Below are 15404 nucleotides of genomic sequence, written 5' to 3'. Positions count from 1 at the left end.
TAAATAAAATAATCCCGAAGGGATGTAATTAATATAGAATTGAATTCGTGTTTATTGGATGGAAACCCTAAGGGGTGGCAGTAGAAAAATAAAAAATTCTGTAATGCCCAATAAATAAATTCAGTTGAAGAGTGCGACGCCAATGAAGCCAAATAGAATTATTTAAGTTCGGCTCAAAAAAATATAAACTGCTTAGTAAAGATGAATGACCAAAAAGAATTAGAAACGTTGAATAACTCCCCGGCTCTTGTCCCGATTTTTTCGGGAGGGGATGGGGGCGGCCTGTATGACTCCCGCTATGAGCATGATGCCTGCGGTATCGGTTTTGTAGCCAATATAAAAGGCAACAAAAGCCACCAGCATATTGCTGATGCATTAACTGTATTGGAAAATATGGAGCACCGTGGTGCATGTGGCTGCGAAAATAATTCGGGTGATGGCGCCGGCATTATGATTCAAATGCCTCATGAATTTTTCTTTGACGAATGCATAAAGTTAGGCGTACACTTACCACCGTTTGGTAAATATGCGGTGGGTGTAATATTTTTCCCCAGAGAAATAAGATTAAGAGAAGAGTGCCGTGCCGTGTTTAACCGTACTGCCGAAAAATTAGGAATGGAAATTCTGGCTTACCGTAAAGTACCGGTGAACACTGAAAATATTGGAGCCACCGCTTTAAGTGTGGAGCCAGAAATGGAACAGGTTTTTATTGCCTGCCCTGATCATGTAAAAAATTTAGAGGAGTTTGAACGTAAGCTTTTTGTGCTGCGTAATTATGCAACACATACTATTAACAGCACCGTAAGAAAAGATGCGGTAGGTTTTTATATTGCTTCTCTTTCTTATAAAACTATTGTATACAAAGGTCAGCTCACCAGTACGCAGGTACGCCATTATTTTGTAGACCTCAGTAATAAAAGATTAGTGAGTGCTTTTGGTTTGGTGCATTCCCGTTTTGCTACCAATACTTTTCCGTCGTGGAAGCTGGCACAGCCCTTTCGTTACATTGCACACAATGGCGAAATAAATACACTGCAGGGAAATTTAAACTGGCTAAAGGCAGTAGAGCAACGTTTTATTTCCACACTTTTTACTCATGAAGAAATGGAAATGTTGTTGCCGATTGTTTCGGGCCAGCAATCCGACTCTGCATGTTTGGATAATATGATCGAGCTATTATTATTGTGCGGCAGAAGTTTACCGCATGTAATGATGATGCTTATACCTGAAGCATGGGATGGTAATGATGATATGGATGCAGTAAAAAAAGCATTTTACGAATTTCATGCTTCTATAATGGAACCATGGGATGGCCCGGCTTCTATTTCGTTTACTGATGGAAAAATTATTGGCGCCACATTAGATAGAAATGGATTACGTCCATCGAGATATTGTGTTACAACTGATGACCGTGTTATAATGGCAAGTGAAACCGGCGCCTTACCTGTTGATGAAAAATTAATAAAAGAAAAAGGAAGATTGCAGCCAGGTAAAATGTTTGTGGTAGATATGGAGCAGGGAAGAATTATCAGCGATGATGAATTAAAACATAGTATCTGCAGCCAAAAACCTTACGACGATTATTTAAATCAATATAAAATACGTTTAGAAGAAATTGATGAACCAAGAGTGGCGTTCACTCATTTATCTGATGCTTCTATTTTAAAATATCAAAAAGCATTTGGTTATTCTACTGAAGATATTGATACCATTTTAAAACCAATGGCGCTGGATGGTAAAGAGCCTATTGGTTCGATGGGTACTGATATTCCTTTAGCAATACTGAGCGATCAGCCGCAACATTTAACCTCTTACTTTAAACAATTATTTGCACAGGTTACTAATCCGCCAATAGATCCTATAAGAGAAAGATTAGTAATGAGCCTTGCATCTTTTGTAGGTAATAACGGAACCCTGTTAGAAGAAAAACCGGAGGACTGTCATACTGTTGCATTAAAGCAACCGATACTCACCAGTACCGAATTAGAAAAATTACGCAGCATTGATACTGGTATTTTTCAAAGTAAAACTTTGCAAACATATTTCAGGGCAGATGGCAAACCCGGTTCTTTGCAAAGAGGATTGGAAAGATTGTGCCGCTATGCAGAAGATGCAGTACATGATGGATTTGAAGTATTGATTTTAAGCGACAGGGCGGTGGATAGCGATCACGCTGCCATACCAACTTTGCTGGCAACAGCTGCAGTGCATCATCATTTAATCAGAAAAGGTCTGCGTGGGCAGGTAGGTATTGTAATAGAAGCCGGCGATGTTTGGGAAGTGCATCATTTTGCATGCCTCATTGGTTTTGGTGCCACTGCAATCAATCCATATTTAGCAATGGCCAGCATCCGCAACATGAAAAATAATGGCACACTGCAAACAGATTTAGAATGGAACGACCTGCGAAAAAATTATATTAAAGCAGTGTGTGATGGTTTGCTGAAAGTGTTTTCTAAAATGGGCATTTCTACTTTACAATCTTACCAGGGTGCACAAATTTTTGAAATATTAGGTTTAAATAAAGAAGTGGTAGATAAATATTTTACCGGTGCCATCAGCCGTATTGAAGGTGTAAATTTGGATGGCATTGCTAAAGAAGCATTGGCCAAACATTATGTAGCATTTAATCAAAAAAATATTCCGGTGGATAGATTGCCCGTTGGTGGTATTTACCAATGGAAACGCAAAGGCGAATTTCATTTGTTTAATCCTACAACAATTCACCTGTTGCAGTATTCTACTAAAATGAATGATTATGCAACGTTCAAAAAATATTCGAAGCATGTAAACGACCAGAGTGAAAAAGCGGCTACGCTGCGTAGTTTGTTTCAGTTTAAAAAGAACAGGCCTTCTATTAATATTGACGAAGTAGAACCGGCACAAAATATTTACAAACGCTTTGCAACAGGTGCCATGAGTTTTGGTTCTATCAGTTGGGAAGCACATACTACACTGGCAGTTGCTATGAATCGTTTGGGCGGAAAGAGCAATACCGGCGAAGGTGGCGAAGATGACAGGCGCTATGATAAATTACCCAACGGCGACAGCATGCGTTCTGCAATTAAGCAGGTGGCTTCTGCAAGATTTGGTGTAACAAGTTTGTATTTAACCGAGGCAGATGAATTACAAATTAAAATGGCACAAGGTGCAAAGCCAGGCGAAGGCGGACAATTGCCCGGTCATAAAGTAGATGAGTGGATTGGAAGGGTGCGGCATGCTACACCGGGTGTAGGATTAATTTCTCCGCCACCACACCATGATATTTATTCTATTGAAGATTTGGCGCAATTAATTTTTGATTTAAAAAATGCTAACCGTGCCGCAAGAATAAATGTAAAGCTCGTAAGCAAAGCAGGTGTGGGTACTATTGCTGCTGGTGTTGCAAAAGCAAAAGCGGATGTTGTTTTAATTTCCGGTCATGATGGTGGCACAGGTGCATCACCCATAAGTTCTATCAAACATGCCGGCTTACCGTGGGAGTTAGGTTTGGCAGAATCGCATCAAACTTTAGTAAAAAATAAATTACGCAGCCGTGTGGTTTTACAGGCCGATGGCCAAATGAAAACTGGCCGTGATATTGCCATTGCAACTTTACTGGGCGCCGAAGAATGGGGCGTTGCCACCGCAGCGTTAGTGGTAGAAGGTTGTATCATGATGCGTAAATGCCATTTAAATACATGCCCTGTTGGTGTGGCCACACAAGACCCTGAATTAAGAAAACGTTTTACAGGTAATGCAGATCATGTGGTTAATTTCTTTATGTTTTTAACGGAAGAGTTAAGGGAGATTATGGCAGAGCTTGGTTTTAGAACCATCAACGAAATGGTGGGCCAGGCTGAATGTTTGGAGCAAAAGGAAAATGTTGCACACTGGAAATATAACAACCTCGATCTGTCTGCAGTATTATATAAAGAACCAGCATCTGCATACACCGGTTTATATAATATGGAACAGCAGGATCATGGATTGAAAGAAGTATTAGACTGGAAATTACTTGAAGCTGCAATTCCTGCTTTGGCAGAACAACAAAAAATTAGCGAATCCTTCAACATAAAAAATACCGACAGAACTACAGGAACAATTTTAAGTAACGAAATAACAAAATTGTATAAGGCTAATGGCTTGCCCGAAGAAACTATACATTTTAAATTTACCGGTACAGCAGGGCAAAGTTTTGGTGCCTTTAATACCAAAGGCGTAACATTAGAATTGGAAGGCGATGCCAATGATTATTTTGGAAAAGGATTAAGCGGCGCAAAATTAATTGTCTATCCATCAAAAGATGCAGGCTTTGTGCCGGAGGAAAATAGTATTATTGGCAATGTGGCTTTTTACGGTGCTACAGATGGCGAAGCATTTATAAGAGGAAAAGCGGGCGAACGTTTTGGTGTACGCAACAGCGGTGCAAACGTAGTGGTAGAAGGTGTTGGCGATCACGGCTGCGAATACATGACGGGTGGCAATGTAATTATTTTGGGTGCAACCGGGCGCAATTTTGCAGCAGGTATGAGCGGTGGTATTGCATATATATATGATGTGCAGCACCAGTTTGCAAACGCATGTAATAAAGAAATGGTGGATATTGATCCTGTTGCAGAAGAGGATATTTCTTTTTTGCACTCCATGATTCAGAAACATTTTGACAATACAAAAAGTACCGTAGCAAAATTTGTGCTGAACGATTTTGAAAATCAGTTGAAAAATTTTGTAAAAGTTTTTCCTAAAGATTATAAGAAAGCGTTGGCAGGAAAAAAGGTAAAAGAAAAAGTTAGTAAATAATTTTTTTGTTGCCAGCTTTTGTTTTTCAATTTTACATTGTTGCGTCGCACTCTTGTACGGCATACCAATGTGGAACTTTTACCGAAGCGTATGGGCAAGCATAATTATTTAAAAGTTCCAAACTAATATCACCCCTTCGGAGTTTTAGAGCTTTAATTTTTGTGAGCTATATTAATGTCAGCCTTTCAGGCTTTAAATCCCGAAGGGATGATATTAATATAGTAATCAAATTTCAGATTAAAATCACAACCCCGAAGGGGTGATATTACAGATTGAAGACTATGATTACCTAAGTGACATTACATTGAAGTGGAAGTTTATAACAAAACATAATTAAAGTTCAATAAAGATTTACTGCACAAGAGTGCGACGCCAATGAAGCTTAATAGAAATAATAAAGCTTGGTTCAAAAGAAAAAAATAAAAATTAAAAGAGCAATGGGTAAACCAACAGGTTTCTTAGAATTTACAAGAGAACTTCCAGCTAAAAGAAAAGTGGAAGAAAGGCTGAATGATTACAACGAATTTATTCAACGCTACACCGATCAAAAGCTAAATGAACAATCGGGCCGTTGTATGAACTGTGGTGTACCTTTTTGTCATAACGGTTGCCCGCTGGGTAATATAATTCCGGAATTTAACGATGCCGTGTACCGTAAAGAATGGAAAGAGGCGTACGATATTTTATCTTCTACCAATAATTTTCCGGAGTTTACCGGAAGAATTTGTCCGGCGCCATGTGAGTCGGCCTGTGTACTGGGTATTAATCAACCTGCCATTACAATTGAAGAAATAGAAAAGCATATTATTGAAATTGCTTTTGATAAAGGCTTTGTACAAGCGAAAAAAAATATTGTTCGGACGGGTAAAAAAATAGCTGTGGTAGGCAGCGGCCCGGCAGGCCTGGCAGCAGCAGCGCAATTAAATTATGCCGGTCATAATGTAATGGTTTTGGAAAGAGATGATTTGCCGGGAGGTTTATTGCGTTACGGCATACCCGATTTTAAATTAGAAAAATGGGTGATTGACAGAAGAATAAAATTTATGGAAGAAGAAGGCGTAGTGTTCCGTTGCAATGCCAATGTAGGAGTGGATGTGAGCATTAATGATTTGCTTAGGGAATTTAATGCAGTGGTTTTAGCTGGCGGTTCTACTATTCCCCGTGATTTAAATATACCGGGCAGAGAATTAAAAGGCGTTCATTTTGCAATGGATTTTTTAAAGCAGCAAAATAAAAGAGTTTCCAACACAGCTGTTGGAGCAGAAGATATTTTAGCCGGTAAAAAAAATGTAGTGGTAATTGGTGGTGGCGATACGGGCAGTGATTGTGTAGGAACTTCCAATCGCCAAAAAGCAAAATCGGTAACGCAATTTGAATTGTTACCCAAGCCACCGGACAGCAGAACTAATTTTATGCCCTGGCCCACTTATCCTATAACGTTGAAAACATCTTCATCCCACGAGGAAGGTGCCAATAGAAACTGGGCTATTGCCACCAAAGAATTTATTGGTGATGGCAAAGGAAGTTTAAAAGCATTAAAAATTGTTGACTTGGAGTGGCAGATAACAGAAGAGGGCAGGCCTGCAAAATTTGTAGAAAGAGCGGACAGTGAAAGAGAAATACCCTGTGAGCTGGCTTTTCTCGCCATGGGTTTTGTACATCCGCAGCACGAAGGATTGGTAAATCAATTGGAGCTTGAATTAGATGATAGAGGTAATGTAAGAGCAACGGAAAAAGAATATCAAACCAATATCTCCAAAATATTTACGGCAGGTGATATGCGGCGTGGTCAATCTTTAGTGGTTTGGGCAATTAGTGAGGGCAGAGAATGTGCAAGAAAGGTTGATGAGTTTTTAATGGGCTCTTCTTTATTAGAAGCAAAGGACAGCTAGCTCTACTTCGGTCATTCTTATATATTTATAGCAAATCTTCTTTGCCTTTTGGTTAAGAAGATTTTTTTTATGCTAAATTTTATATTACAATAAATTTTATGTAATAAAATTTATTTAGAATATCTCTAAAAACGCCAATTGATAACGTTTGCGTTTGATTATTTTCTATTTTTTAAAAAATAATTGAATTTATTTGGGTGATTTGCCTTAACTATTTATATATTTGTTCAGATAGTAACACATATTATTTAAAATAATACAAAAACAATCAAAGCATGAAATCTTTAACATTAAGAAATTTAGCTCCCTTCTTTGTACTGGCAGTTGTTGCAATAGCTGCAATTTTTATCCCGTCTTTACCCAACTTCGATGATGGTAAATTTAACGGAGCAGATGTGGCCTGGATTTTAGTTGCCACTGCTTTAGTGTTTTTAATGACCCCCGGCCTGGCATTTTTTTATGGCGGAATGGTACACCGTAAAAATGTTATCAGCACCATGATAAAAAGTGTGGTAGCTGCAGGTGTGGTTAGTGTACTTTGGGTAACCGTTGGTTACAGCCTGGCATTTGGCGATACTGTTGGAGGATTTATCGGCAATCCAATGACGCATCTTTTCTTTAAAGGTGTAGCATCCGGCGCACCAATTTTGCAGGGTGCTACTTCATCATTAACTATTCCCTTGTTACTGTTTTCTCTGTTTCAATTAATGTTTGCCATTATTACTCCCGGCCTTGTGGTAGGTGCAGTAGCTGAGCGTATCAAATTCAGCGCTTACATTTTATTTATAGTGTTATTCAGTTTACTAGTTTATGCTCCTTTGGCACACTGGACATGGCACCCAATGGGATTTTTATTTAAAATGGGTGTACTTGATTTTGCAGGCGGTACAGTGGTACATATTTCTGCAGGTTGTGCGGCATTGGCTGGAGCCTTGGTTTTAAAAAGAAGACAATCACATATTGATCATAAAGAAATTCCACCAGCTAATATCCCTTATGTATTAATTGGTACAGGTTTACTTTGGTTTGGATGGTTTGGTTTTAATGCAGGTTCTGCATTGGGCGCAACTACTTTATCGGTTAGTGCATTTGCAACTACTAATACAGCAGCAGCAGCAGCAGGTTTAAGCTGGATGTTTTTTGATGTAATGAGAGGTAAAAAACCATCTGTACTGGGCTTTTGTATTGGTGCAGTAGTTGGTTTGGTTGCCATTACACCCGGCGCTGGTTTTGTAGCAATACCACAAAGTATTTTTATTGGATTTTTAGCTGCAATTGTTTCAAACATTGCAGTGTATTATAAATCAAAATCAAAGTTAGATGATACACTGGATGTATTTCCATGCCATGGTATTGGTGGTATGGTAGGTATGATTTTAACCGGTGTATTTGCAACTAAAAATGTAAATGCTGCAGGTGCTGATGGATTATTATATGGCGGTGTGACCTTCTTTTTAACACAACTTAAAGGATTGGCAATAGTTGTAGCGTATAGCTTCACTGTATCGTTCGCTATTTTTAAATTCATCAATTTTATTTTACCAATACGTGTTAGCCAGGAAGATGAATTATTAGGATTAGATGCTTCTCAGCATAACGAAAATTATACTCAGGGTACATTGTTAGTTCAAAACGGTGGAGAAATTAAAGAAACACTTGTTGAAGACTAGTATAAATTATTTATTTGAGATTTGAAACGGAGGTTATTTTTTTAAATTCTTATTAATTCAAAAGCTTCCTTTCAAATCTCAAATTTTAAACTGACTTAAATGTAATAAAAAAGGTACAACCAATAATTATGAGCTTCTCGACAAAGTTCATGGGTTGTACCTCTTATTTAATAATTAAAATCAATTACAATGTTAAGAAAATTATTTTTAGCAGCAACAGCTGCGGTATCTTTTTTTGTGTCTTTTGCTCAGGATTCTACAAAAACGCTTACAGTTTCAGGTTCTATCGACGGTTACTACCGTTACAATTTTGCCAACCAAACCAATAATTTTACCAGCTTCACCAATTCGCAAAGTTCTTTTGAATTGGGTATGGCTTCGCTACGTGCCGATGCTACTGCATTGTCGGGTAAAGTGGGTGCAACTGTTGATTTAGGTTTTGGCCGCAGGGCAGAAGAATTTTCTTACAATGATGGTAGTGATAATGTGGGAACAGGCTCAGACAAAAATGGTTTTTTATCTTTATCTGCAATAAAGCAGGCGTATGTTACTTACGCTCCATCAGCTAAAGTAAAGTTTACTGCAGGTAAATTTGCTACGCATGTGGGTTACGAATTAGTAGATGCTCCGTTAAACAGAAACTACAGTATGAGTTATATGTTTACTAACGGTCCATTTTTTCATACAGGTGTAAAGACAGATATTACTGCAGGGCCAATTGGTTTTATGATTGGCTTAACCAATTATACCGATCAAACAACTGCCACAACAAGTGTTAAAAATTTAATTGCACAGGTTAGTGGTGCTACAAAAAATGGCAAGCTTAAAGCATACCTTAATTATTCTGGCTTTGCCGGTTCCGATGAAGGCGTAAATCCAAGCGGTTTAAAATCATTAAATCAAATTGATTTGGTTGTATTAGGTACTATCAGCAGCAAATTTAATATTGGTTACAATGGAACTGTGCAATCAAGAAAACCTATTGCTGGCAGCACAGGAAGCTGGATAGGTAATGCATTGTATTTAAATTTTGATCCTACAGCTAAACTGGGCATTACTTTAAGAAGCGAATACATAAGCGATGATAAAACAGTTTATTTTCCTACAAAAAGTATTTTTGCCAACACACTTTCTGTAAACTGCAAAATTGGTCCGCTAACTATTATTCCTGAAGTAAGATTTGAAAGTGCACAGAGTACTATCTTCTTAAAGGATGATGGCTCGGGCACAAAATCTACTGCAAGCGCATTGGTAGCAGCAGTGTATAAATTTTAATTATCTTTTTTCATATAGCAAGCAATCGTTAAAAGGGCCTCTATTTCTATAGAGGCTCTCTATTTTTTATGCATCATACTGCTGCATTGTTATCTTAACTGTAAGCAAGTAGCTATCTCCCTTCATTACTACTGTTATTTTTTGCCACCTGTAACATTTTACACTTAACATCTTTTTCAAGTACAATTTTTGGACTACTTATTTTTCAGCAACAGCATATTTTTAAATAATAAAAATGTGATTTTTTGCCGAAGATTTAGAAATAACCTGCTAGTATTTTCTCCTGCTGATTTTTAATTATCACCTGTAAAGCCTTCGCTTGATTATTAAAAAGTTAAGTATTAAACCTGTGTTTTGTATTCTCTAAAAACAGGTACAATTAAAGGCATGATATTAGTATTGAAACTAATAAAAATAGAACGGAAAAACAGCTACAATCGCTTTAAGGTAAAGGGAAGGGTAAATCATTTTAAATATGAAGAGCAACCAAAAATCAAATCAACCAACTGAACTTTTTGAAATGCTGCCGCAGGCAATAGCAGCATTGAAAAAAAATATAATTGATCCCATTTTTGGCGAAAGTAAAACTGATAAATATGCTAACGAAAGACCGCCATTACGGTCGGAATTATTTACCGCAGAACAACTGGAACAGCATGCCAGAGCAATTTCCAGGAAACACCAGCTTATATCGGCACATCCATCTGAGCAATTATTAAAACGCCTTGCCGAAAACGAAAATATTTTACTGGAAGTACATGCGGCATTAACCGATGCTATAAAAAATAATAATCGCATTGTACCGGCAGGCGAGTGGTTACTGGATAATTTTTATTTAATTGAAGAGCAAATTTATACCGGAAAAAAGCATTTACCCAAGGGATACAGCAAGGGATTACCCCAGCTTTTAAAGGGCGAATCGGCCGGTTTACCACGTGTTTACGATATAGCTGTGGAAATAATTTCCCACAGTGATGGCCATATTGACCTTAAAAGTCTCATCAGCTTTGTTACCGCTTATCAAACCAACACATTTTTAAAACTGGGCGAATTGTGGGCCATCCCCATTATGTTAAGGCTGGCATTAATTGAAAATTTGCGCCGTCTTTCTATACAAATTGCCAGCGATATCATTAATAAAACATTGGCCGGTAAATGGGCCGATAAAATGATTGATGCCGCAGAAAACGATCCTAAAAATTTAGTACTGGTTATTGCTGATATGGCAAGAAGTGAGCCGCCAATGGACAGCTCATTTATAGCGGAACTTACCCGGCGTTTGCAGGAAAAAGGTAATGCATTATCGTTGCCATTAAACTGGATTGAACAACGTTTATCCGAAGAAAGCCTTACCAGCAGCGAGCAAATTCACCTGGAAAATCAGAAGCAGGCCGCCGACCAGGTTTCAATTAGTAACAGCATCAGCAGTTTAAGATTTTTAAATACCACCGACTGGAGAGAGTTTGTAGAGAACACCAGCATTGTGGAACTGGTATTGCGAAAGGATATTGACAGTGTGTACCAGCAAATGGATTTTTATACCCGTGATAATTACAGGCATGCGATAGAAAAAACTGCCAAGTACAGTAAACTTACAGAAAATGAAATAGCCGAAATTGCTATTCAACTGGCAAAAAATAATGCAGCAAAGCAAGAACACCTGAGGCAACAGCATGTAGGTTATTATTTATCAGGAAAGGGTTTGGCACAATTGCAGCGGCATGCAAAAATGTGCTGCACAAAAGCAGACTCTCTAAGAAATTTTTTCAACAAAGCCCCCTTTCTGATATATGCCGGCGGTACTGTAATAATAACTTTGTTAATAAGCTGGGGTTTAATTTGTACCATCTTTCATGAAGGATTAAGGGACTGGCAAATGATAATAGTCGGTGTTATTATTTTATTGGCTACAAGTCGTTTGTCCCTGGCCGTGGTTAACTGGTTATCAACCTTGCTTGCAAAACCCTTTTTATTGCCAAGGATGGATTTTTCTAAAGGTATTCCGGCGCAGCACCGAACTATGGTGGTAATACCTACAATGCTTACATCTGCAGCAGGCATTAATGAATTGATAGAAGGTATTGAAGTAAGGTTTTTAGCTAACAGAAACGAAAATTTGCAATTTGGTTTGTTAACCGATTTTAAAGATGCAAAAACTGAAACGCTTCCCGAAGATGAAATGCTGTTATTCAACCTGCGTAATAAAATAGTTGAACTCAATAGAAAATACGACAGGCAAACCAATGATACTTTTTTTCTTTTTCACCGGCCAAGAAAATATAATGCAAAAGATAAAATATGGATGGGCTACGAACGTAAACGTGGTAAGCTGGCCGAATTAAATGCATTGATACAGGGAAGGGGTAAACAATATTTTTCAATGATCATCGGCGAAGAGGTTGTTTATACTGCTGTAAAATATATTATTACTCTTGATACAGATACGCAACTGCCAAGAGATGCCGCCTGGAAGATGGTGGCTACTATGGCGCATCCGCTTAACCAGGCATTTTATTCTGTAAAGAAAAAAAGAGTAACAGAAGGCTACACAATTTTACAGCCCAGGGTTAGCAATAGTTTGCCGTGTAATAAAAGTTCGTTGTATGCAAAAATACATGGTAACGAACCGGGCACCGATCCCTACACAAAAGCTACATCCGATGTGTATCAGGACCTTTTTAAAGAAGGTTCTTTTATTGGTAAAGGAATTTATAATGTTGCTGCTTTTGAAGAAACGCTCAATAATGTTTTTCCTGATAATTCAATTTTAAGCCACGATTTGTTAGAAGGCTGCTACTCCCGTTCTGGTTTAATTACCGATGTGCAATTGTATGAAGAATATCCTAACCGCTACAGTGGCGATATGCAACGCCGGCATAGATGGATACGTGGCGACTGGCAAATAGCCAACTGGATGTTACCCCTTGTACCCGGCCCCAATAAAAAAATATTACGAAACCCATTAAGCTTATTATCTAAATGGAAAATTGCCGATAACATCCGCCGCAGTTTGGTGCCGCAGGCGTTGTTGTTATTGCTATTGTATGGCTGGATAATTTCTTCTATGCCTTTGTTTTGGACTATGGCCGTTTCTCTGATAGTATTATTGCCATCTGTAATTAGTTTTTGCTGGTCTTTATTCACCAGACCGCAGGATGTAATTTTTTCGCAGCATTTTAATTTTTCTTTTCGTTCCGCAAGCGATCAGTTTTACCAGCACCTGATAGAACTTTGTGCATTGCCTTACGAAGCGGCTTGCAATACAGATGCTATACTGCGTACTTTATGGCGTATGTTCATCAGTCATAAAAATTTATTGCAGTGGAATCCCTCTCACAACACTAACAATAATCTAAAAACAATACTGGCTGCTTATGTAGAAATGTGGTTTGGGCCACTCCTTGCCGTTACTATATTTTTATATTTAACTTTATACAATCCTTTTGCATTAATTTTTGCTGTGCCTTTTATAATTGTGTGGATCATTGCACCATTTGCTACATGGTTTATTAGCCGTGTCAGTACTGCTAAAATTGCTACTGTTACAGATACACAAACAATTTATTTAAGAATACTGGGAAGAAAAATCTGGAACTTTTTTGAAACATTTGTTGTGGCACAGGATAACTGGTTACCGCCTGATAATTATCAGGAAGAGCCGGTAGAAAGAATTGCACACCGCACTTCGCCAACAAATATAGGCCTGTCTTTATTGTCAATATTAACAGCACACGATTTTGGTTACATCACTACCGAAGAAGTAATTACCCGATCTACAAATACACTCAATACCATGCAGCGCATGGATAAATTTCGTGGACATTTTTATAACTGGTACGATACAGAAACTTTATATCCATTAGCACCAAGGTATATTTCTACAGTGGATAGCGGTAATCTTGCTGGCCATCTTATAACTATGCAGCAGGGTTTAATGTTGCTGGCTGATAAAAAAGTTTTTACAAAAAAATTGTATGAAGGTATTATTGATACATTAAGAGTATTGATTGAAAAAGCAAAAGACAATAAAACGCTTAGTAACTTTTTACAGGAGCTTGAAAATAATTATCCTCAAAAAACTGATAGCGCCACTGATGCAAAATTATATTTGGATGAACTGGAAACTAATTTTACCAAAATAGTCATCGAAGCTGATTTTGAACCCGATGGTGAGGAAGATACTTGGGCACAAAAAGTTTTAACTCAAATAATAAATATAAAGAAAGAGATAACTGCCCTTATTCCCTGGCTGTTGTTACCGCAGGTGCCCGAAAAATTTCAACACCTTATTCCCGATCTGCCGGCAATACCAACTATAAAACAGCTGGCAAGAATAGAACAAAGTTTATTGCAAAAAATTGTAACTGCATACACAACTGATAATACCGAAGAAGAAAATAAATGGCTGAATCAGTTCAGAACTTTTATTACAGAAGCCGGAAGAAGAGGGAAAGAAATTTTATTAACGCTCGAACAACTGGCTTTAAAATGTATGGCACTCTCTGTAATTGATTACGATTTTTTATACGACAGATCACAGCATTTACTAACTATTGGTTATAATGCAGATGAACACCGCAGAGATAATAGTTTTTACGATCTGCTGGCATCCGAAGCAAGGCTTACCACTTTTGTGGCCATTGCACAGGGAAAACTACCACAGGAAAGTTGGTTTTCTTTAGGAAGACAATTAACTAATTTGGGTACTACACCAATTCTTTTATCGTGGAGCGGCTCCATGTTCGAATATTTAATGCCGTTACTGGTAATGCCTACTTACGAAAATACTTTGCTTGATCAAACGTATAAAGCAGTTATACAAAAACAAATTGATTATGGCAGAAAGAAAGGTGTACCATGGGGCATTTCAGAATCGGGGTATAATATGGTTGATGCTCATTTAAATTATCAGTACAAAGCATTTGGTGTACCTGGCCTTGGCTTTAAACGTGGACTGGGAGAGGATCTGGTGATATCTCCTTATTCAACAGTAATGGGTTTAATGGTAGCGCCGGATGAGGCCTATGATAATTTGCAGGTATTAAAAACTGCAGGCTTTGAAGGTAAGCATGGATTATATGAAGCCATAGATTATACTGCATCCCGTTTATTGAGAAAACAAAAACACTCCATAGTAAAATCTTACATGGCACATCACCAGGGTATGAGTTTTTTATCGCTGGCGTATGTTTTATTTAACCGGCCCATGCAGCAAAGGTTTGAAAGTAATGTGCTGGTAAAAGCAACTTTATTGTTATTGCAGGAACGTGTACCAAGAATAACCACTTTCTATTCACCCAGTGTGCATGCAGGTGATACCAGCATTAATCCTGCTGCAGATACCTCCATGAGGGTGATCAATACACCGCATACCAACATTCCTGAAGTACAATTATTATCTAATGGCAGGTATAATGTAATGGTAACAAATGCAGGTGGTGGTTACAGCAAATGGAAAAATATTGCGCTTACCCGCTGGCGTGAAGACTGCACCTGCGATAACTGGGGTTCATTTTGTTTCATCCGTGACCTGGACAATAACAGCTCCTGGTCAACAGCCTATCAGCCTACACAAAAAGAAGGTGAAAATTATGAAGCTGTTTTCTCCCAGGGCCGTGCAGAGTTCCGGCGTCGCGACTTTTCGCTGGAAACACATACTGAAATAGTAGTATCGCCGGAAGATGATATTGAATTAAGAAGGGTACATATTAACAACCGCTCCCGCAAAAAAAGAACTATTGAAATTACCAGTTATGCTGAAGTAGTATTAACCTCGGCTATTGCT

Annotated in this window: 5 protein-coding genes; all 5 read left to right on the top strand. The window is 38.1% G+C overall.

All coding sequences use genetic code 11. The features are described from left to right. Positions 1-201 precede the first annotated feature (201 nt). Positions 202-4782, top strand: coding sequence for a glutamate synthase large subunit (gene gltB / locus ACY651_RS19160; protein WP_462255116.1), 4581 nt, complete (start codon positions 202-204; stop codon positions 4780-4782). A 401-nt stretch (positions 4783-5183) separates the two neighbouring features. Further along, on the top strand, positions 5184-6674 hold the full coding sequence (locus tag ACY651_RS19155) for a glutamate synthase subunit beta (protein WP_462255115.1): 1491 nt from the start codon (positions 5184-5186) through the stop codon (positions 6672-6674). A 275-nt stretch (positions 6675-6949) separates the two neighbouring features. Continuing rightward, positions 6950-8344, top strand: coding sequence for an ammonium transporter (locus tag ACY651_RS19150; RefSeq protein WP_462255114.1), 1395 nt, complete (start codon positions 6950-6952; stop codon positions 8342-8344). A gap of 189 nt (positions 8345-8533) precedes the next feature. After that, the gene (locus ACY651_RS19145; RefSeq protein ID WP_462255113.1) at positions 8534-9619 is read left to right on the top strand and encodes an outer membrane beta-barrel protein; all 1086 of its coding nucleotides are present in this window, start codon (positions 8534-8536) and stop codon (positions 9617-9619) included. 475 nt (positions 9620-10094) lie between these two features. After that, positions 10095-15404, top strand: a 5310-nt coding sequence (locus tag ACY651_RS19140) for a glucoamylase family protein (RefSeq protein WP_462255112.1), incomplete at its 3' end; no start/stop codon positions are given.

It is taken from the genome of Ferruginibacter sp. (assembly GCF_031391665.1).
Classification (GTDB): Bacteria; Bacteroidota; Bacteroidia; order Chitinophagales; family Chitinophagaceae; genus Ferruginibacter.
This window is presented reverse-complemented; position numbering and strand designations above follow the sequence as displayed.